This window comes from Streptomyces sp. enrichment culture (genome assembly GCF_964273145.1).
Lineage (GTDB): Bacteria > Actinomycetota > Actinomycetes > Streptomycetales > Streptomycetaceae > Streptomyces.
The window spans coordinates 6,045,721-6,065,649 of record NZ_OZ186873.1 but is presented as its reverse complement, the minus strand read 5'-3'; the positions used below and the strand labels follow the sequence as shown (position 1 = coordinate 6,065,649).

The 19,929-nt window shown below is 75.2% G+C and carries 17 protein-coding genes and 1 pseudogene; 10 read left to right on the top strand and 8 right to left on the bottom strand.

Annotation, left to right across the window (positions count from 1 at the left end; genetic code table 11):
• Window positions 1-3: 3 nt before the first annotated feature.
• From ACSU6Z_RS26875 to ACSU6Z_RS26850, 6 genes and pseudogenes are all read left to right on the top strand, one after another.
• Window positions 4-3,204, top strand: coding sequence for an amidohydrolase family protein (locus ACSU6Z_RS26875; RefSeq protein ID WP_437049470.1), 3,201 nt, complete (start codon window positions 4-6; stop codon window positions 3,202-3,204).
• 7 nt (window positions 3,205-3,211) lie between these two features.
• Window positions 3,212-3,520, top strand: coding sequence for a chorismate mutase (locus ACSU6Z_RS26870; protein ID WP_437049468.1), 309 nt, complete (start codon window positions 3,212-3,214; stop codon window positions 3,518-3,520).
• A 259-nt stretch (window positions 3,521-3,779) separates the two neighbouring features.
• Window positions 3,780-6,599, top strand: a complete 2,820-nt coding sequence (locus ACSU6Z_RS26865) for a SpoIIE family protein phosphatase (protein WP_437049467.1) — start codon at window positions 3,780-3,782, stop codon at window positions 6,597-6,599.
• A gap of 255 nt (window positions 6,600-6,854) precedes the next feature.
• A pseudogene (locus ACSU6Z_RS26860) lies at window positions 6,855-6,974 on the top strand (DUF1048 domain-containing protein); the annotation flags it as partial.
• A 448-nt stretch (window positions 6,975-7,422) separates the two neighbouring features.
• Window positions 7,423-8,001 (top strand): DUF6328 family protein, encoded by a 579-nt coding sequence (locus ACSU6Z_RS26855; protein WP_437049465.1) that lies wholly within the window; start codon window positions 7,423-7,425, stop codon window positions 7,999-8,001.
• A 459-nt stretch (window positions 8,002-8,460) separates the two neighbouring features.
• Window positions 8,461-8,787 (top strand): plasmid stabilization protein, encoded by a 327-nt coding sequence (locus tag ACSU6Z_RS26850; protein WP_437049464.1) that lies wholly within the window; start codon window positions 8,461-8,463, stop codon window positions 8,785-8,787.
• A gap of 160 nt (window positions 8,788-8,947) precedes the next feature.
• Here the strand turns inward: ACSU6Z_RS26850 and ACSU6Z_RS26845 are convergent, their stop codons facing one another.
• Both ACSU6Z_RS26845 and ACSU6Z_RS26840 read right to left on the bottom strand, forming a co-directional pair.
• Window positions 8,948-9,544 carry a hypothetical protein gene (locus tag ACSU6Z_RS26845; RefSeq protein ID WP_437049462.1) on the bottom strand — a complete coding sequence of 199 codons (597 nt, stop codon included), beginning with the start codon at window positions 9,542-9,544 and terminating at the stop codon, window positions 8,948-8,950.
• A gap of 188 nt (window positions 9,545-9,732) precedes the next feature.
• Window positions 9,733-11,166 carry a dihydrolipoyl dehydrogenase family protein gene (locus tag ACSU6Z_RS26840; RefSeq protein WP_437049461.1) on the bottom strand — a complete coding sequence of 478 codons (1,434 nt, stop codon included), beginning with the start codon at window positions 11,164-11,166 and terminating at the stop codon, window positions 9,733-9,735.
• 118 nt (window positions 11,167-11,284) lie between these two features.
• On the opposite strand from ACSU6Z_RS26840, the gene trxA reads away from it, so the two are divergent.
• A complete protein-coding gene (gene trxA / locus ACSU6Z_RS26835; RefSeq protein ID WP_437049459.1) occupies window positions 11,285-11,680 on the top strand; it encodes a thioredoxin in 396 nt (131 codons plus the stop codon).
• Between the two features lie 276 nt (window positions 11,681-11,956).
• Here trxA and ACSU6Z_RS26830 read toward each other — a convergent pair whose 3' ends face one another.
• Entirely contained in the window at window positions 11,957-12,619 is a 663-nt protein-coding gene (locus tag ACSU6Z_RS26830; RefSeq protein WP_437049457.1) for a TetR/AcrR family transcriptional regulator, read from the bottom strand.
• Between the two features lie 118 nt (window positions 12,620-12,737).
• On the opposite strand from ACSU6Z_RS26830, the gene ACSU6Z_RS26825 reads away from it, so the two are divergent.
• Window positions 12,738-13,301, top strand: a complete 564-nt coding sequence (locus ACSU6Z_RS26825; RefSeq protein ID WP_437049455.1) for an NAD(P)H-dependent oxidoreductase — start codon at window positions 12,738-12,740, stop codon at window positions 13,299-13,301.
• Between the two features lie 281 nt (window positions 13,302-13,582).
• Here ACSU6Z_RS26825 and ACSU6Z_RS26820 read toward each other — a convergent pair whose 3' ends face one another.
• Both ACSU6Z_RS26820 and ACSU6Z_RS26815 read right to left on the bottom strand, forming a co-directional pair.
• The gene (locus tag ACSU6Z_RS26820) at window positions 13,583-14,248 is read right to left on the bottom strand and encodes a phosphoribosyltransferase (protein WP_437049454.1); all 666 of its coding nucleotides are present in this window, start codon (window positions 14,246-14,248) and stop codon (window positions 13,583-13,585) included.
• Between the two features lie 420 nt (window positions 14,249-14,668).
• On the bottom strand, window positions 14,669-15,325 hold the full coding sequence (locus ACSU6Z_RS26815; protein WP_437049452.1) for a dienelactone hydrolase family protein: 657 nt from the start codon (window positions 15,323-15,325) through the stop codon (window positions 14,669-14,671).
• A 255-nt stretch (window positions 15,326-15,580) separates the two neighbouring features.
• Between ACSU6Z_RS26815 and ACSU6Z_RS26810 the strand changes: the two genes are divergently transcribed.
• A complete protein-coding gene (locus ACSU6Z_RS26810; RefSeq protein WP_437049451.1) occupies window positions 15,581-16,036 on the top strand; it encodes an archease in 456 nt (151 codons plus the stop codon).
• A 29-nt stretch (window positions 16,037-16,065) separates the two neighbouring features.
• Here ACSU6Z_RS26810 and ACSU6Z_RS26805 read toward each other — a convergent pair whose 3' ends face one another.
• A complete protein-coding gene (locus tag ACSU6Z_RS26805; protein WP_437049450.1) occupies window positions 16,066-17,481 on the bottom strand; it encodes an RtcB family protein in 1,416 nt (471 codons plus the stop codon).
• A gap of 175 nt (window positions 17,482-17,656) precedes the next feature.
• On the opposite strand from ACSU6Z_RS26805, the gene ACSU6Z_RS26800 reads away from it, so the two are divergent.
• Window positions 17,657-18,109, top strand: a complete 453-nt coding sequence (locus tag ACSU6Z_RS26800) for a YbhB/YbcL family Raf kinase inhibitor-like protein (protein ID WP_437049448.1) — start codon at window positions 17,657-17,659, stop codon at window positions 18,107-18,109.
• Between the two features lie 211 nt (window positions 18,110-18,320).
• Here ACSU6Z_RS26800 and ACSU6Z_RS26795 read toward each other — a convergent pair whose 3' ends face one another.
• Together ACSU6Z_RS26795 and ACSU6Z_RS26790 are read right to left on the bottom strand one after the other, a co-directional pair.
• Window positions 18,321-18,743 carry a PPOX class F420-dependent oxidoreductase gene (locus ACSU6Z_RS26795; RefSeq protein ID WP_437049446.1) on the bottom strand — a complete coding sequence of 141 codons (423 nt, stop codon included), beginning with the start codon at window positions 18,741-18,743 and terminating at the stop codon, window positions 18,321-18,323.
• 169 nt (window positions 18,744-18,912) lie between these two features.
• Complete coding sequence (locus ACSU6Z_RS26790; protein ID WP_437050503.1) at window positions 18,913-19,929, bottom strand: NAD(P)-dependent oxidoreductase; 1,017 nt, start codon at window positions 19,927-19,929, stop codon at window positions 18,913-18,915.

Below are 19,929 nucleotides of genomic sequence, written 5' to 3'. Positions count from 1 at the left end.
CCCATGCATCCGGCTCTGCCCCGCAGGCAGTTCCTGAAGGCCACCTCGGGAACGACTCTGTCCGGCGCGCTGCTCGGCGACGGACTCGCCGCGCCCGCCACCGCGGCGCCCCGACCGCCGGAGCCGGCCGTCGCGCTCCCGGGCGAAACGGTGCGCCTGCGCTTCACCGACGCCACCAACGGCGCCGCCACCGCCGCCCCGGGAGGCGAACGGGTCGTCGCCGAGGTGCAGGGCGTGCTGTGGTCGGTGCCCGGGGACGGCTCGGCCGCCACCGCGCTCACCCCGCCCGACCTGGAACCCAACCGGCCGGTGTTCTCGCCCGACGGGCGGCAGCTCGCGATGAGCGCCTACCGCGACGGCGCGTTCCACCTGTGGCTCATGCTCGCGGACGGCTCGGGGCTGCGGCGCCTCACCGACGGCCCCTTCGACGACCGCGCGCCCGCCTGGTCCCCCGACGGCCGGACCCTCGCCTTCTGTTCCGAACGCGGAGGCGATCCGGTCCACGGCAGCCCGTACCGGATCTGGACGGTCCGCGTCCGCGACGGCGCCCTGCGCCAGGTCACCGGGCTCCCCGGACAGGACGGGCCCGTCCAGGACGGTCCCTGGGAGGACTTCGACCCGGTCTGGTCCGCCGACGGCTCCCGGCTGCTGTTCGTCCGCGCCGGATACAGCCCTCCCTCGCTCACGGCGCGGACGATCCTCTCGGTCGCCCCCGACGGCGCCGGGACGCGCACGGAACACACCGTCACCGAGGGCAACCTGCTGGCTCCCGCCGTCTCCCCGGCCGGGCGCCTGGCGTGGCTGCGCAGCATCCCCGGTCCGCCCAAGACCGAGGCCATCGCGTTGTTCGTGGACGGCCGGCAGGTCGGCCTCGACGACGAGCTGGCGCCCGCGCCGCCGCGCTGGATCGACGACGAACAGCTGCTCGTCACCCTGGGCGGCCGGTTCCGGGTGATCCGCCCGCACCGCGACGGCACGGGCCGGGAACTCCCCTTCGACGCGGCCCTGGAGGTCTCCCGGCCCGGTTACACGATCAAGACGTACGCGCTGGAGGCCGAGCGGTCACGGCCGGTGCGCGGCATCCACCTGCCCAGCCCGTCCCCCGACGGCCGCAGCGTGGCCTTCGCCGCGCTGAACGCCCTGTGGGTGGTGGGCATCGAGGGCGGCGCCCCGCGCAGGATCCGGCAGAACGCGCCCACCTCGTACGTCCAGGGCCCGGTGTGGACCCCGGACGGCCGTGCTCTCGTCTACACCGACGACCGGGAGGGGCTGAACACCGTACGCCGGCGTGAGCTGGCCGACGGCACCGAGAGCGTCCTCGCGCCGGGCGGCCGGGTCCACGCGGTGGTCTCCCCCGACGGCGCCCGTCTGGCCTGCCTGGACATGGCGGGCAACCTCCTCCTGCGCGACCTGGCCACCGGCGAGGAACGGACGCTCGCCGCCCCGCTCGGCGGCGGCGGTCTGCCCGGGCGCCCCAGCTGGTCACCGGACGGCCGCCATCTCGTCCTGTGCGACCGCAACCGTCTCAACCTCCGCTTCCGCGAGGGCCACAACATCATCCGCGTCGTCGACGCCCGCACCGGCGCGGACCGCCGGTACGAGCTCGCCCCGCACGCCTCGCTGTCCGACCGCTACGCCTCCGGTCCCGTCTGGTCGCCCGACGGCCGGGCCATGGCCTGCGTCGGCGAGTCCGCCCTGTGGCTGCTGCCGGTCACCCCCGACGGCACCCCCGACGGCGAGGCCCGCCGCCTGACCGACGAGCCCGCCGACCACCCCGCCTGGTGCGGCGACTCCCGTACCCTGCTCTACCAGTCCAGCGGCCGGCTGCGGCTGCTGACCCTGGCCGACGACGGCACACCGGCCGGGCCCGCGCGCACCGTGCCCGTCACCCTCCGCTACCGCCGTCCCGCTCCCCTGGACACCGTCGTGCACGCGGGCCTGCTGTGGGACGGCACCGGCTCCGCGCCCCGCGCGGACGTGGACATCCTCATCCGCGACGGCCGGATCACCGGGGTCGAGCCGCACCGGCCGGGCCGCGCCGCCGCGCGTACGGTGGACGCCTCCGCCGGTACCGTGCTGCCCGGTCTGTGGGACGCGCACGTCCATCCCTGGCAGTACACCTACGGCGCCCGGCAGGGCGCCCTCCAGCTCGCGTACGGCATCACCACCGCCGTCTCGCTGGGCGGTTTCGCCTACGAACAGGTCCGGCTGCGCGAGGACATCGCGGCCGGCCGGCTCGCCGCACCCCGCCTGCTGGCCACCGGCGAGCTGCTCGACGGCTCCCGCGTCGGCTACAGCATGGGCCGCGCCCACCGCACCGACGAGGGCTTCGCCCGCTCGCTGGCCCGCGCCCGGGAACTGGACTGGGACTTCGTCAAGACGTACGTCCGCACCCCCTTCCGGCACATGGCCCGGGCCGCCCGCCACGCTCACGACCGGCTCGGCGTGCCGAGCGGCGGCCACCTGTGCGCCGCCGGCATCCACGCCGGGCAGGACCTCACCACCCACCTGCTGTCCACCGACCGCGCCGAGTACGGCCACGGTGCGAGCGCCGAGGGCTACACCCACCAGGACACCCTGGAGGTCTACAACCGGGGCCGCTTCCACCTGATCGCCACCCCGTTCACCGCCATGCCGCTGATCGGCGCGCACCCGGAGCTGGCCGAGGACGGCCGGGTGACCGGGATGATGCCCCCCTGGGACGCGTCCCTCGTCCGGGGCATCGCGGACCGGCCTCCGACCGCCCTGGAACTGGCCGTCCTGGAGCGGGAGATCGACGCCTACCGCCGGGTCGTGCGCGGCGGCGGACAGCTGCTCCTCGGGACCGACGCCCCGCTGTCCCCGGTGGGCCTCCAGCTCCACCTGGCCCTGCGCGCCCTGCACCGCTACGGTCTGACGCCCGCCGAGGCCCTGACCACGGTGACCCGCACCCCGGCCCGGGTCTTCGGGGTGGACCGCCACCTCGGCACGGTGGAGGCGGGCAAGCTGGCCGACCTGACGCTCGTCGACGGCGACCCGTTCGAGGACTTCGGCGCCCTGATCCGTACCAGCGGCGTCGTCCGGGGCGGGGTGCTGCACGAACGGCGCGAGCTCGAAGCGGCGTTCGACCCTCCGGCGGCACGGACGGCACCGGAGGGGGGCTGGAGCGCGGTCACCGGGCAGATGGTCAGGGACGGCTGCTGCGAGGATCACCGCGTGGAATGATGACGGCATGCCGAGCCTCACACCCCGGTCACTCGCCGATATCCGCGCCCTGATCGACACGCTCGACGGGGAGCTGGTCGACCTGCTCGCCCGGCGCCAGAGGCTGGTGCGTGCGGCTGCGGCCCTCAAGACGGACGAACAGGCCGTACGGGCCCCGGACCGGGCCGAGCGCGTCATCGCCGCGGCCCGGCTGCGGGCGGAGTCCGCGGGCTTGGCGCCCGAGGTCGCCGAGGCCGTGTGGCGGGCCATGGTCGGGGCGTTCATCGAGCTGGAACTGGCCGAGCACCGCCGGGCCGCGGCCCCCGACCGCGCCTGAGCCGCACCGTCCGGCCACGGCCCCGAAACCGGGCGGACGCCCTTCACCGCCCTCCGCTCCACCCGACCGAGGCGAGGAGGGCGCGTGCGCGCTCCGCCCGCCTCCCCGCGGAAACCTCCGGCCGGCGCCGCCCGCGGGCCCACGGCCCGTCCGGCGCGGTGCCCCCCGGGGGGCAGGCCCGGCCACCTCCGCTCCCGAAACGCCGTGGCCGAGCACCCTACCGGAGCAAATGCCCTATTTGCCTGATTATCCTGGTTCCGTGGAGCCGTATCCGACACCTTCGGGCAATGATCACGGTGACCGGGAGCTGCCGGTCACCGGGGTACGCCCGGAGATCCTCGCCTCCTGGCAGCGCTCGCAGTCCCTCGGCATCGACCGCGAGCAGGCGGCCCTGCCGATCGAGGACCACCTGGATTCCGACTCCCCGCTGGTCAGGGCCGCCGTCCCGGTGCTGGACCGCCTGTACCAACGGTTCTCGGGCATACCGGTGACCGTGGCGCTGGCCGACTCACGGGCGAACATCGTGGGCCGGTGGGGCGAACCGGCGGGGCTGAAGCTGATGGACGCCGCCTCCCTGGTGCCGGGCGCCAACGTCGACGAGCGGTTCATGGGAACCAGCAGCGTCAGCATGGCGCTGAGCACCAGGGCGCCGTTCGTGGTCGTCGGCCACGAACACTTCCTGCGCGACCTCAAGGAGCTGACCTGCATGGCCGCGCCGGTGCGCGACCCGGTGGGCGGTACCGTGCGGGGCGCGGTCAACCTCTCCGTGCCCCGGGAGCTGGCCGACCCCGGCATGGCACTGGTCCTGCAGGCCGCCATCGGACGCATCGAGGAGCGCCTGCTGGAGCTGAGCACGGTCCGCGAGCTCGAGCTCATGCACTCCTTCCGCCAGGCCAGGGAGCGCGGCGGGCACGCCGAGCTGGAGCTCGACTCGGGGGAACTGTCCCGGCCGGGCGGACCGGCACCCCGCCTGGCCGCACAGGAGCGGCTGACACTGCTGGAGCGTGCCGTCGAGCTGATCTCCTCACCGGACGAGACCTTCGCCGAGGTGCCGCTCGCGGGCAACCGCACGGCCCTGCTGCGCCGCCGGGAGCTGCACCACGGCGACGCGGACGGCGCGGCGGTCGAGGTCAGCTTCGAGGAGGCCCGCGGCAGGGGTGCGCCGGATCCGGCCACCGTGATCGCCCCCGACGGCCGTCATGTGCCGCTCCTGGAACGTCCCGCCGAGGCGGCGGGGACGGACGCCCCCAACGCGACGGCCCGGCCGCACCCCGCCGCACCGGCCGACGCGTGGCTGCTGCTGGTCGGCGAGCCCGGCGTCGGCCGGCTGGCCGCCGAGGCGCGCGGGCGGCTGTCCCTGCTGAACGAGGCGGGCGTCCGGCTCGGCACCACCCTGGACATGCGGCGCACCGCCGAGGAACTGGCACGGATCGCCGTGCCGCGCTTCGCCGACCTGGTCGTCGTCGACCTGGTGGAGGACGTCCTGTCGGGCGAGGAGCCGCCCGGACGGCCGCGCCCCGACGTGACACTGCGCCGGGTGGCCGCCTGGGCGGGCGAGGACTCCCGCGACACCTCGATCGGCGGCGTGGGCGAACCGGCCGGCTACCCCGACGGCACACCCCAGGCCCGGTGCCTGGAGACCGGGCAGCCGGTCACGGACTCGGTGGTGACCGCCGCCCTCGCCGAGCAGGCCGACCGGGTGCACCCGGTCGGCCTGCTCGGCGAGGGTGTGCACTCCTACCTGGGCGCTCCGCTGTCCGCCGGGGGGTCCGTCCTCGGCCTGGCCGGGTTCTACCGCCGCGGCAGGACGAGGCCGTACGAGCAGGACGACCTGACGCTGGCGGGCGAACTGGCGGCCCGTGCCGCGATCAGCGTGGACAACGCCCGCCGCTACCGCCGGGAGCACCGCGCCTCCCTCACCCTGCAGCGCAGCCTGCTGCCGCACGCCCTGCCCCGGCTGAGCACCGTCGACCTGGCCTCCCGCTATCTGCCCGCGGACGCCAGGGCGGGTGTGGGCGGGGACTGGTTCGACGTGATCCCGCTGTCCGGCCTGCGCGTGGCGCTGGTCGTCGGGGACGTGCCCGGAAACGGTCTGCAGGCGGCGGCCACCATGGGCCGGCTGCGTACGGCGGTGCGGACGCTGGCCGGGCTGGACCTGCTGCCCGAGGAGGTACTGGCCCACCTGGACGACCTGGTCAGCCGCGCCCCCGACGAATCGGCCGACGAGCAGGACCCCGCGACCGGGGCGACCTGCCTGTATGCGATCTACGACCCGGTGTCCTGCCGTTGCACGGCCGCACGGGCCGGTCACCCGCCGCCCGCCGTGCTGACCCCGGGCGGGGAGGCCGAGCTGATCGACCTTCCCGCCGGCCCACCGCTCGGGCTCGGCGGGATCCAGCCGTACGAGTCCGCCACCGTCGACCTGCCCGCGGGCAGCCTGCTGACGATGTACACCGACGGCCTGCTCAAGGAGAGCCGCGGCTACGAGGACACCGACGCGCGCACCGGGCGGTTGCTGACCTCGCTGAACCTCGCCGGCCCCGTGCTGGAGGACATCTGCGACCGGGTCGTGGACACCCTCCCGCCCGGCGGCCCGCACGACGACGTGGCCCTCCTGCTGGCCCGTGTGCGCGCGCTGCCCGAGGACCGGGTGGCGTCCTGGGAGTTCCCGTCCGATCCCTCGGCCGTGGCGCGGGCCAGGAGCCTCACCCGTGCCCAGCTCGCCGCCTGGGGGATGCCGGAGCTGGATTTCAGCACCGGGCTGGTGGTCAGCGAACTGGTCACCAACGCCGTGCGGTACGGCGGCCAGGGGCCGGTGGGCCTGCGGCTGCTGCGCGACGAGTCACTGATCTGCGAGGTCTCCGACCGCAGCAACACCTCCCCGCGCATCCGGCGGGCGGCCGCGACCGAGGAGGGCGGGCGCGGTCTGTTCCTCGTGGCGCAGTACACCAAGAGCTGGGGTGCCCGCTACATGCCGCAGGGCAAGACGGTGTGGGCCGAGCAGATCCCGCAGCCGGAGCTGCCCGCGCCGGAGACGGACGAGCAGACACTGCTGGCCATGTTCGACGACCCGGGCTGACGCGCCGGCCGGCGCCACGGCCACCACCGTCCGGCACCCGCCTGCGCTCCGGGAGGAGCCGCCCGGCCCGCCGGGGCAGGCGGGTGCGTCGGGTGGAGTACGGCCCCGCGCCCCGACGACCGCGGTACCGGCCGGAAACCCCGCCACCGGGCCGGGGCGTACGGGGTGGTGCTCCGACTCGTCGCGGGTGCCCCATCCGGCGCCTCTTCCGCCGGGTTCAGCGCGTCGCGGCAGGAGAAGTCCCAAGCCTGCGGAGTGGAACCCGTCGGCACCGACGTCGCCGCGTTCTGCGACAACCTGATCAAGGACTCACGCACCTATGCGGACGTCTACCAGGAATCCATCGGAGGGGAACCCGGCGCGTCCGGGAAATAGCACCCGTCGCCCCCTGCCAGGGGGTGCGGCAGCTCGCACGTGCGGCTCGTTCGCCCCAGCGCAGCGCGAACGGGCTCGGGTCCGACCGGCCGCCGGAAGCCGCCGCGGACCCCGTCCACCGAAGTGACCGAGCAGGCCGCCGGGGGCCCGGCTCGGTTCTGCCGCGCCCCCGGCGAGCAGGTTTCCGGCGGCGGGCTGCCCGGCACCGACCTGCTCGGCCCGGCGAAGCACGCGGCCGGTGCGGAGCCGGGCTGCCCCGGCGGCACCTTCGGGCGGCCGTCGCCCCGTCCGTGCCCCGGGGGTGACGCACCATGCCACCCCCGAACCCCCGGCCGTCCACGGCGCCTTCCGCCGCCCGTTGCGACCGGACCGGTCCTCCCCTCCTCCCGGACCTGCATGGAGGCGACCCGAACGGGGCAACCGATCTGCCTGGGATGCGGAGGATGCCATGACTATGACAGAGCAGACGGTCGAGCCGACGGGGGAGGACACCTCCTGCTGCGCGCGTCACGACGGCCACGGTCCGAGAACGGGTGCCGAAAGACCGGAGACGGCGCGTGAGCGGGTCAACCGCCGCTGGAACGAGATCCTGCAGGAGACGCGCGTCACCCAGACGGGCGTGCAGATCCTCTTCGGATTCCTGCTCAGCGTGGCCTTCACCCCGCTGTTCCGGGAGCTGGAGACGTTCGACCGCGTCGTCTACGTGACCACCGTGGTGCTCGGCGCGGCGGCCACGGGCTCGCTCATAGCGCCCGTCTCCCTCCACCGCTTCCTGTCCGGTCAGCGCATGAAGGACGAACTGGTGGAGGCGGCCTGCCGTCTGATGATGTGCGGCATGGTCCTCCTGGCGCTGACCATCGGCTGCACACTCCTGCTGATCCTCCGTGTCGTGGTCCCCGGCGTCCTCGCCGAAGTGCTCGCCGGCGGGGTCATGCTGTGGTTCGGTCTGTGCTGGTACGCGCTGCCGCTGCACCTGCGTCGCCGCGCCGTCCGGCGCTCCGGCACCGACGACGCGCGGCGCACCTGAGCGCGCGGGACGAGGCACCGGAACCGGACCACCGCGACTGCGCGGCTCCCCACGGTGAGGTACGCGCGGTCGGACGGTCCTCGTGCCCTGCGGGCATCCCCTGCCCGGTCCCGCGTCACCGTTGCCACAGGCGCCGGACCCGGCCGCGAAGGAGCCCGGACAGCCGTGCCGGGCGAGGTGTCCCCTCACCGGCGACCGAGACGAACCGGGAACCGTCGGCGCGGGAGCGGCGCCGGCCGACCGCGCCGACGGCGTACGGCATCGAGATCCCCCACGCCATCGATGCCTCCGCCGTTCCGGACCCGTCCGCGGCCGGCACCCGCCCCTCCCCCGGCCGGGGGAGGGGCGTTATTTCCGGACACCGCGGGGAAGGCGATTGACGTCCGAGAAGTCACCGTGCGCGCGAGCCCCGGAGAACGCGCCGCCGTGACAGGCGAGCCGAGCGAGAGGAAAGCCGCCATGCCCCGAGGTTCCGGCCCGAAGCGGGAGCGCCAGTACGAACACATCAAGGACAGCGGCAGGCAACGCGGCATGTCCGAGGACCGGGCCGAGGAGATGGCGGCCCGCACGGTCAACAAGGAACGCGCCCGGTCCGGCGAGGCGAAGTCCGCCAGTCGAAGCTCCACGCAGGGCAAGTCCCCCTCCCGGCGTGGCGGTGAGAAGTCCGGGAACCGCTCGAACGAGCCGACGCGGGACGAGCTTTACCAGGAGGCGAAGAGCAGGGGGATCGAAGGGCGCTCGTCGATGAACAAAAAGGAGCTGGCCCAGGCGCTGGGCCGTTCCTAGCGCTCCGCCAGCCACGGCCACCACCGCGCACCCGCCGTCCGGGTGCGCGCCCGCACTACGAGGGCCGCGAGGCGGAACCCTCGATGACGCGGGCCTTCGGGCACCTCCCGCGACCGCCTCACCTCCCCGCGTGGACACGGCCTCCCCGGAAGGCGGGGGCTCACGGCGTGCGACGGCGCCGGAGTCGTTCGCGTGTACGCCGTCGGAGATCGTCCCCGTCGTCGCCGGCGGGCGTCGCAGGCGCCGGTATGCTCGGACGGGCTCGCAGCCCGGCGCCACAGCGGTCGGTCCGTTTGTGGATCCGGTCCGGTCGGGGCTCGGCCGGCCAGACGACGAGCAGGTAGTCCTCGACGGGTTCGTCGACGGCGCCGTCGGGGGCGGTGTCGCGCCCCCGCGCGTGCACCCGCACGCGGTACGTCCCCGGTCCCTGCGGCGTGAGGACGGGCAGGTCCGGTGCGTCACCCATGACACTGGTGACCCGTAGGGCTCCGGTGGTCGTCTCCACGCCGTGGTCGACGATCTCGTCCCACGCGTCGGTGTCCACCCGTTCGGGTGGGTGCCGGCGCACCTGGACGGCGACATTGACCCAGCCCGTGCTGATGCCGGTGCAGATCACTGTCTGCCCGGGCCGGGAGAAGACCAGCCCGTTCGATGTGTCGAACCCCGTGGGCGTGCGTTCGCCGGAGTCGGTCAGCTCGAACGTGTGGTGGTCGACGCGGACCGGGCCTGATGCCGCGGTGAGTGCCGGCTCCGTCATGCGGCCCATGCTAAGAGCTGCCCCGTGACCGCTGCCCGTCTCCACCGGAGGACGGTCCCCCGCGGTCGGCGGGGATGGGCTCGACGTCCTTCTCCCGGCAGTACGAGGGATCGCCGAACGCCCGGTGCGGAGGTGGACTTCGCCCCCCCGATCGCGCGGCCTGCCGGGCGGGGGCGATCCGGTCCGCCTCAGCTGTCCCGGTACGCCTCCAGCAGCCGCAGCCACACCTCGCTGATCGTCGGGTAGGACGGCACGGCGTGCCACAGGCGGCCGACCGGTACCCGTCCGGCGACCGCGATCGTCGCCGAGTGGACGAGCTCGCCGACCCCGGGACCGACGAGGGTCACTCCGCGTACGATCTCGTCCTCCAGGTCGACCACCATGCGGGCCCGGCCCCGGTAGCCGTCGCCGTACAGGCCGGCGCCGGCCACCGTCGACAGGTCCACGTCGACGGCGCGGACGCGGTGGCCGGCCTGTTCGGCCTCGGCCAGGGACAGGCCCACGGCCGCCGCCTCCGGGTCGGTGAACACCACCTGCGGGACGGCCGCGTGGTCGGCGGTCGCCGCGTGCGCGCCCCAGGGGTGGGACTCCAGGCCGTCGGTGCCGGAGGCCCGGGCGGCGATCGCGGCGCCGGCGATGCGCGCCTGGTACTTGCCCTGGTGGGTGAGCAGGGCGCGCCGGTTGACGTCTCCGACGGCGTACAGCCAGTCGTGGCCGGGCACCCGCAGGCTGTCGTCGGCGTCGAGCCAGGAACCCGGCTCCAGGCCGACGGTCTCCAGGCCGATGTCGTCGGTGCGCGGGGCCCGGCCGGTGGCGAAGAGGATCTCGTCGGCCTCGATCCGGTCGCCGCGGTCGGTGACGGCCACGACGGTGCCGTCCTCCCGGCCGACCGACGTCACGGAGGTACCGGTGCGCACGTCGGCCCCGGCCTCGGTGAGCGCCTCGGCGACCAGTTCGCCGGCGAACGGCTCCATGCGGGCGAGCAGGCCCTCGCCGCGCACGAGCAGGGTGACGCGGGAGCCGAGGGCCTGCCAGGCGGTGGCCATCTCGGCGGCGACCACGCCGCCGCCGACCACGATCAGCCGGCCCGGTACGGTCCTGGCACTGGTGGCCTCACGGCTGGTCCACGGACGTACGGCGTCGAGCCCCGGCAGGTCGGGCAGGGCGGCGCGGCTGCCGGTGCAGACGGCGACGGCGTGCCGGGCGGTCAGGACGCGCCGCTCGCCGTCGGAACCGGTCACGGTCACCGTGCGCGGGCCGTCGAGCCGGCCCCGGCCGCGGTGGAGGTCGACGCCGACGCCCTCCAGCCACCGCACCTGGCCGTCGTCCTTCCAGTGGGAGGTGTAGGTGTCGCGGTGGGCGAGAACGGCGTGCGCGTCGAGGGGACCCTGCACCGACTGGCGCAGTCCGGGCACGCGGCGGGCCTCGGCGCGGGCGAGGACCGGGCGGAGCAGCGCCTTGCTGGGCATGCACGCCCAGTAGGAGCATTCGCCGCCGACCAGCTCGTCCTCCACGATGGCGGTGGACAGCCCGGCGGCGCGGGTGCGGTCGGCGACGTTCTCGCCGACGGGGCCGGCGCCGATCACCACGACGTCGTACGCGTTGGTTTCCGTATCCGTCATGGGGTCAGTCTGGTGGGTGGTGTGCGCGGTGGCCACATGGGTACGCGCGCGGAATACCCACCCGGTCGGCCATGTTGTGCCGACGGTCTCGCCCCACACCAGGAAGAGGGAACACGCCATGAGCAGCACTGTGGAGCTCACCAAGGAGAACTTCGATCAGACGGTCACGGACAACGAGTTCGTCCTGATCGACTTCTGGGCGGAGTGGTGCGGTCCGTGCCGTCAGTTCGCACCGGTCTACGAAAGGGCGGCCGCGCAGAACCCCGATCTGGTGTTCGGCAAGGTCGACACCGAGGCCCAGCCGGAGCTGGCCGCGGCCTTCAACATCCAGTCCATTCCCACACTGATGATCGTGCGGGACCAGATCGCCGTGTTCGCCCAGCCCGGCGCGTTGCCCGAGGCCGCCCTGACGGACGTCATCGGGCAGGCCCGGAAGCTGGACATGGACGAGGTGCGCAAGTCGATCGCACAGCAGCAGGGGCAGAGCGAGGAGAGCGGGCAGTCCGGGCAGTGAGGCCCGACGGGCCGGGAGCGGATACGGCCGGGGCCCGGCCGCACGGGTGGTGGCCGACGGCCCGGTGATGCGGTGGACGCGGCGTCGGGGGCTTCGCCGGACCGGGCGGCGCCGGTGAGCGGGGTCCGGTGCGCGCCCGCGAGGCGGCGGAGGAACCGACACGGACGGCGCGGACGGCGCGGACGGCGCGGACGGCGCGGAGCGTCGGCGGGTGACGGCGGCGCGGCGGGCAGGCGTGCCGGACGCCGCGTCCGCGGCATGGCCCGAAGGGAGCCCCTAGCCGGGCGGGTCGGTGCGGGTCACCCGTGCGACCAGGTCCAGCCAGCCTGCCTCCAGGCGGGCCAGCGGCATCCGGCACTGCCGGGTGAGGTGGTGGACGAGAACGGGGTCGAGGTAGGCCATCAGCGTGTGGGCGAGCAGTTCGGCGTCCGCGTCCGGGAGGGCCTGCCGCAGCAGCAGGACCACGTGATGGCGCAGGAAGCGGCGGGGCGGGACCGTGAAGCGGCGCTCGGCGCCCGGTTCGGCGGCCAGTTGCAGTTCGAGTTCGTCGCTCGTGCGGCGCAGCACCGCGCGGCCGAACGCCCGCAGCCGTTCCACGGGCGGCGCCCCGGGGCCCAGGGGCGGGGGGCCGCCGAGGATCGCGGCCTGGAACTTCTTCTCGGAGTGGTCCAGCAGCGCCATGAGCAGGCCGGTGCGGTCGCCGAAGCGGCGGAACACCGTGCCCTTGCCCACCGAGGCCGCCGCGGCCACCGCCTCCATGGTGACGCCGGCCGCCCCGTGCTCCGCCACCAGCCGCGCGGCGGCCTCCAGCAGCCGGGCCCGGTTGCGCGCGGCGTCGGCGCGCAGGCCGGACTCGCCGTCATCGACACCCAGCCGGATCAACTCGGCCTGTTCGGCGTCCGGTTGCGGCTTCGGAAAGGGAGGCAGGGCGGCCGGCATGGGAACAGCGTAAGACACCGGGAACAAAATGGACCGCGGTCCGCTTAGGATGGTAGAAAATTAAACGGACCTCGGTCCGGACCGTTGCAGCAGTGTTTCGCACACCTGGGAGTTCCTCATGTCCGTTCGCATCCTCGCGCTCGTCGGCAGCGTCCGCGCCGGTTCGCACAACCGCCAGCTCGCCGAAGCCGCCGTGAAGCTCGCCCCCGCGGGTACCGAGGTGCAGCTCTTCGAGGGCCTCGCCGAGATCCCCTTCTACAACGAGGACATCGACGTCGAGGGCGGCGTCCCGGCCGCCGCCGTACGGCTGCGCGAGGCCGCCGCTGCCGCCGACGCCCTGCTGCTGTTCACGCCGGAGTACAACGGCACCATCCCGGCCGTCCTGAAGAACGCCATCGACTGGCTGTCCCGCCCGTACGGCGCCGGCGCCGTCAGCGGCAAGCCGGTCGCCGTGGCCGGTACCGCCCTCGGCCAGTACGGCGGTGTCTGGGCGCACGACGACACCCGCAAGGCCGTGGGTATCGCCGGCGGCAAGGTGGTGGAGGACGTCAAGCTGTCCATCCCGGGCTCCTCGAACCGCTTCGGTTCGACTCACCCGGCCGACGACGCCGAGGTCGCCGCGCAGCTCGTCGAGATCGTCACCCGCCTGCAGGGCGAGGCCGGCGGGGCCGTGGCCGCCTGACCGGCGCCCGCGGGTCCGCATCGGGGCCGGAGGTCCGACGACGCGTCGGGCTTCCGGCCCTTCGCGCGTGCGGGCCGCGGCCCCGGCGACATCGCGGCGCTGCGCGCCGGCGGCGCCGTCCGAGGTCCGGGGGCGCGAGGCACGCCGCACCGCGAGGACGAGCACGGTGAAGTGCGGCGAGGGGCAGGCGCCGGTCCCGGGCGCGCGGACCCCGGACTCGCGCGGGGCGCGCAGGGCATGCGGGGCGCGCAGCCGCCGGCTCCACACCGATCGACCGGGGCTCACTCCCCGGAACCGGGCAGGGGCCGGTCGCCGTGCAGGGCCGCCAGCACGTCGCTGTCCGTCAGCTGCCCGAAGTCGTCGTACCAGAGGCCGACCGCCTGGAACGCGGCCGGCCGGTGCAGGCAGACCACCTCGTCGGCCTCCGCGCGCATCAGTTCCGCCGCCTCGGGCGCGCCGACCGGCACGGCCAGCACGAGCCGCCCGGGGCCCCGGCGCCGCAGGGCGCGCAGGGCCGCACGGGCCGTCGATCCGGTGGCCAGGCCGTCGTCGACGACGATCACGGTGCGGCCCCGCACGTCGGGGGCGGGGCGGCCCCGCCGGTAGCGCTCCTCGCGGCGCCGGAGCTCCGCGCGCTCCCGCGCCACCACGGGGGCCAGCTCGGTCTCGGTGAGGCCCAGGCGACGCAGGGCGCGTTCGTCGTAGAGCGGGTCGTCGTCGCCTGCGATCGCGCCGATGCCGTACTCCTCCTGGAACGGTGCCCCGATCTTTCGTACGACGAGCACGTCGAGCGGGGCGTCGAGCTCCCGGGCGACCTCGCGCGCCACGGCCACGCCGCCGCGCGGCAGCGCGAGGACGACGGGATCCGGCAGGGATCCCTCCTCCCGCAGTGCCCGCAGCCTCCCGGCCAGCGCCCGTCCGGCCTGCCGACGGTCGTGGAACCGCATGGCTGCCGTTCCTCCTTCCCGGTTTCCTCGCTCCCCCGCCGCCCTCCGCCCTCCCTGGCCCCGGTCCTCCGGTCCCGGGCTCTGCCCACGCATTCCGGCCGTCCCGGCGTGTCCCCCGTGTACCCTCCGGGACCGCCGCCGATGCGGTGCCCCGGTCCCCGGCCGCCGGTGGTGTCCACCCCTCAGGAGCCGTGGGTGTTTCCGGACCACCGGCGCGGGCGACCCGGCTCCCGGCGCGAGCCGTGGCCCCCCTCGCGCCCCGGCCGACGTGGCCCTGGTGGAGCGCCACGACCTCCCCGGCGGCGACGCGACCGCGGCACCGGCGATGCCGCGCATGCCGTTCCGCGACCAGCACGAGCGGACCGCCTTCCGGCAGGGGAACGGCCGCACACCACTGCGAACCCGCCGAACCCGCCGGGGTCAGCCGGCCGCGGAGCGCAGGTGCTCGTCGCACCACTGCCGGGCGGCGTCGGCGACCTGGTCCAGGGTGCCGGGCTCCTCGAACAGGTGGGTGGCGCCGGGGACGACGCGCACGGCGTGCGGGGCGCGCAGCCGCCGGGCCGCCTCCCGGTTCAGCCCCAGCACCTGCTCGTCCCTGCCGCCCACGATCAGCAGCACCGGCGCTCGTACGGCGTCCAAGGCGCCGCCCGCGAGGTCGGGCCGTCCGCCGCGCGAGACCACGGCGAGCACCCGGTCCGGCCGCTCGGCCGCGGCGACCAGGGCCGCCGCGGCGCCGGTGCTGGCGCCGAACAGGGCGACGGGCAGGCCGCGGGCACCGGGCGCGTCCGCCAGCCAGTCGACCGCGGCCACCAGACGGCGGCCCAGCAAGGGGATGTCGAAGCGGTGCTCGGCGGTGCGCACGTCCCGCGCTTCCTCCTGAGCGGTGAGCAGGTCCATCAGCAGCGTGCCGAGTCCGGCGGCGCGCAGCGCGCCGGCGACCCTGCGGTTGCGCGGGCTGTGCCGGGAGCTGCCGCTGCCGTGCGCGAAGAGCACGACGGCCCGGGCGTGCTCCGGCACGGCGAGGTCGCCCGCGAGCGCGGCGGCGCCGGCGGGCACCGTGACCGGTCTGGAGATCATCGGCGGCCTCCTTCTCCTCGCGGCCGGCCGAACCGTTCCGCGGTGACCGCCTCATCGATCGGGGCGTACGGCCCGGCGGAGGTGAACGGGAAGCGCTCGTCCCGGCGGCACTCGTTCCACGAAGTGTGACGCCGGGCACAGAGGCAACTCCATAGTCGTGCACGGGCGGCATGAGGGCACGGCGGCACGGCAGGCAGGGCGAGGCGTCCGCGCCGGACGAGGGCGCGGCGATCGGCGATCGGACAGGCGGTGGACATGCTCGGGGACACGGGCGACGACAGGCAGGCACGGGAGCGGGGTGAGAGCGGCCACCGGGCGGTGCCGCACACCGCCGACATCCGCATCGAGGCGTGGGCGGCGAGCCGGGAGCGGTGTCTGGCGGAGGCGGTGCTGGCGATGGTCGAGTGCTTCGCCGACGTCTCCGGGGTCCGGGCGACGGCCGTGGACCGGGTGCGGCTGGCCGAGGGCTGCGACGAGGACCTGCTGGCCGCGCTGCTGGACGAGGTCATCTTCCGGCTGGAGGTGCACGGCCGGGTGCCCGTGGACGTCGAGGCGGACGAGGACGACGGTGGCCTCGACGTCCGGCTGGCGGTGGCCGGGCTGGCCGACGTCGAGATCACCGGGGCGGCACCGAAGGCCGTGGCCTGGAACGAGCTGCGGATCGGTCCGGACGCCTACGGGTGGTCGTGCGCGGTGACCGTCGACGCCTGAGCGGCGGGTGGGGGCCGGCCCGGCGGGCGTCAGCCCTTGACCACGCCCAGCGGCACCAGCCGGGCCACCGTGCGGCACAGCCCCGCGCGCTCGCTCGCGGCCACCACCGCGCTCACGTCCTTGTACGCCTCGGGCGTCTCCTCGGCCAGGCCGCGCCAGGAGCGCGGGCGCACCGCGATGCCGGCCGCGTCGAGCCGGGCCCGCACCTCCTTGCCGGTGACCGCGCGGGCGGCCTGGTGGCGGCTGAGCACCCGGCCCGCGCCGTGGCAGGTGGAGTGGAAGGCGTCGCCTCCCGGCACTCCGGTCAGCACGTACGAGGCGGTGCCCATGGTGCCGGGGATCAGCACCGGCTGCCCGGACCGGCGCAGGTCCGGCGGGAGCTCCGGGTGGCCCGGAGGGAAGGCGCGGGTGGCGCCCTTGCGGTGCACGCACAGCCGGCGCCGCCCGCGCCCGGCCACCTCGTGGGTCTCGGTCTTGGCGAGGTTGTGGGACACGTCGTACACCAGGGACAGCCGCGCGCCCGCCGCGCGGCGGAACACCTCGCGGGCCGCGTGGGTGAGCAACTGCCGGTTGGCACGGGCGTAGTTGGCGGCGGCGGCCATCGCCCCCAGGTAGGCCTGTCCCTCGGGCGAGTCGGCCGGGGCGCAGGCCAGCTGCCGGTCGGGGACGGTGATGCCGTACCGGGCCATGGCCCGGTCCATCGCCCGGACGTGGTCGGTGCAGATCTGGTGCCCGAGGCCGCGCGAGCCGCAGTGGATCATCACGCACACCTGGCCGGCGGCGAGTCCGAAGGCGTCGGCGACCGCTTCGTCGTAGACCTCGGCGACCCGCTGGACCTCCAGGAAGTGGTTGCCCGACCCGAGGCTGCCGACCTGGGCGAGGCCGCGTTCCCGGGCCCGTTCGCCGACCCGCGTCACGTCGGCGCCGGCGACCGCGCCGCCGTCCTCGCAGCGCAGGAGGTCGCGTTCCTCGCCGTACCCCTCCTCGACCGCGTAGCGGGAACCGCCGGAGAGGATCCGCTCCAGCGGCCCGGGGCCGGCCGGCCGCCACACGCCGCCGGGGCCCGCGCCGCGCGGGATCGCCCCGTCCAGGCCGTCCATGACGGCGCCCAGCGCCCGCCTCAGCTCCCGGCCGTCCACGTCGGCGGCCAGCAGCCGCACCCCGCAGGAGATGTCGAAGCCGACCCCGCCGGGTGAGACGACGCCGCCCTCGTCGACGTCGGTGGCCGCCACGCCGCCGATGGGGAAGCCGTAGCCCCAGTGGATGTCGGGCATGGCGTACGAGGCGCCGACGATGCCCGGCACCGCGGCCACGTTGACGACCTGCGCCAGCGACTTCTCGGCGTCGGCCAGCAGGTCCCGGGAGGCGAACACCACGCCCGGCACCCGCATCGCGCCGTGCGGCTCGATCCGGTGGCGGCAGGGGCGTTCCTCGACCAGTTCCATCGCGACCTCCCGCGGCTCGCGCCCCCTCGCGTGTCCCCTCCGCCCCCTCCTCGTACCGGAGGATCACGGGTACCCCGGCACCCCCGTGGCCGAACCGGACGGGCACGCGGGGCCCGCCGCCACCCACACCCGCACATGTCCGGTATGACGGAATCGCCCGGGGTACTCCGGGCCCATGGCAGGTATCGAGCTCAGCAGCAGCGCATTCAACGACCACTCCCTCATCGCCCGGCGGTACGCGTACGAGGGGGAGAACGTCTCCCCTCCCCTGGCCTGGAGCGGCGTGCCGGACGACGCGACCGAACTGATCCTGCTGTGCGAGGACCCCGACGCGCCGTCGGGCACCTTCGTGCACTGGGTCGTGGTCGCCATCGATCCCCGCAGCGACGGCGTCGCCGAGGGCCGGTGCCCGCCCGGCGGCACCGAGCTCGTCAACGGGTACGGCGAACAGGGCTGGGGCGGCCCGCACCCCCCGCCCGGGGACGGGGCGCACCACTACTTCTTCCGGCTCTACGCCGTGCGGCAGCCGTGCGTGCTGCCCGACGCGCCCGGCGCCGACCAGGTGCACCGAGCGGTGGACGCACGGCAGCTTGCGAGCGGCACCCTGGTCGGGCTGTACCAGCGCTGACCGGGTCCCCGGAGCGCCCGCGCCCGCCGTCCGCCCGCACCGGCCGCCTCCCCGGGCCGGACCGCGACGGCGGTCCTGGCGGGCTCGGCCCCGGCGCCACGGCGCCGTGACGCGCGGGGAGCAGGGCACACGGTCGCACGGCCCCGGCCGCGTCGATCACGGCCGTCACCGCCACGGCGGCGCGCGCCGGGCCCGCGCCCGGACGGCGCGCTCAGACGGAAGCCTGGTCGCTGTCCTTCAGCGCTCCCCAGCCGTGCCAGCGCTCGACCTCGATCCAGGCACTGACCCGGGCGCGGACCCGGTCCGGATAGGGCTTGCCCGTGTAGTGCTCGGAGATCCGGTCGATGTCGGCCAGCGCGTCGTCGTTCTGCAGCATGGCGACGCGGCCGATGAGGGTCACGTGCGTGTACCAGTCGCCCTTGTCCAGGACGGTGAGGGTCACGCGCGGGTCACGGCGCAGGTGCTTCAGGCGTACCCGGCCCTCGTCGAGGTTGATCAGCACCCGGCCGTCCTCCCACAGGTACCAGGTGGGGGTGGACACGGGGGTGCCGTCCGAGCGCAGGGTGGCCATGACGCACGGGTTGGCCCGGCGCAGCAGGTCGACTGCCTCGGGCGGCAGGGGCGGCTTGGACATGCGGAATCCTTTCTGTCGTATCTGTCGTCCGTCACGTCAGGCTGACGCGGCGTCCGCGCCGCGTCCTTCCTGTCCGTCGTTTCCTGTCAGTTCTTTCCTGCCGGGACTCTTCCGTCGGACCTTTCTCTCCTCTCTCACCTGACCGGCCCCGGATCCTCACCGGCGGACCTCACGCCGACGGCTTCTCCTCGAAGCTCGCGAAGTAGGCCGCGGCCATGTCCTCGTCGCCGTGCCCCTGCGCGGCGGCCCGGGCGAGCCGTCGCGCGCTCGCGGCGGCGACGTCGAGGCGGACGCCGTGCCGCTCACCGGCCTCGACGATGAGCCGGGCGTCCTTCTCGGCCGTACCGACCGCGAACTGGGCCGGGGACAGCCGGCCGTCCAGGACGAGCTCGGCCTTGGCCCGCAGGTACCCCATGTCGAGCGGCCCATCGGCGATGATGTCGAAGAAGTCCTGCGGGTCCACGCCCAGCGCCCCGGCCAGGGCCAGCACCTCCCCGGCGGCGTTGGTGGCGGCGATGACCCAGCTGTTGGCCACCAGTTTCAGCCGGGTGGCGCTGCCGGCCGCGCCGTCCTGGCCGGTCCACACCGTGCGGGCCCCGACGGCGTCGAAGACGGGCACCACCGTGGCCCGCCCCTCGGCCGGCCCGGCGGCCAGGACGACGAGCCGGCCCGCCTCGGCGGGCTGGCGGGTGCCCAGCACGGGGGCGTCGTAGAAGACGAGAGCGTGCTCGCGGGCGAAGGCCGCCAGGTCGGCGATCGACTCGACGCCGACGGTGGTCGACTGCACCCACGCGGTGCCGGGGCGCAGGGCGGGCGCGGCCTGGCGCATGGTGTCGAGGGCGGCCGGGCCGTCGTACAGCATGGTCAGGACGACATCGGCGCCGTCCACGGCCTCGGCGGGGGTGCCGGCGACGCGCACGCCGTCGGCCGCCAGCGGCTCGGCCTTCTCCCGGGTCCGGTTCCAGGCGCGGACGGCGTGTCCGGCGCGGGCGAGGTTGCGGGCCATCGCGGCGCCCATGATGCCGGTGCCCAGGACGCTCACGGTGAGCTGGTCGGTCATGACGTTCGGCTTCCTGTCGTCGTGGTGTCGTGCGTGATCGACTGGGGACCAGCCTGCCATCCACCGGCGGGACCGGACGCGGCGGGAGACGCACCCGCCCGCGCACCCCGTACACCGTCGGGCGAT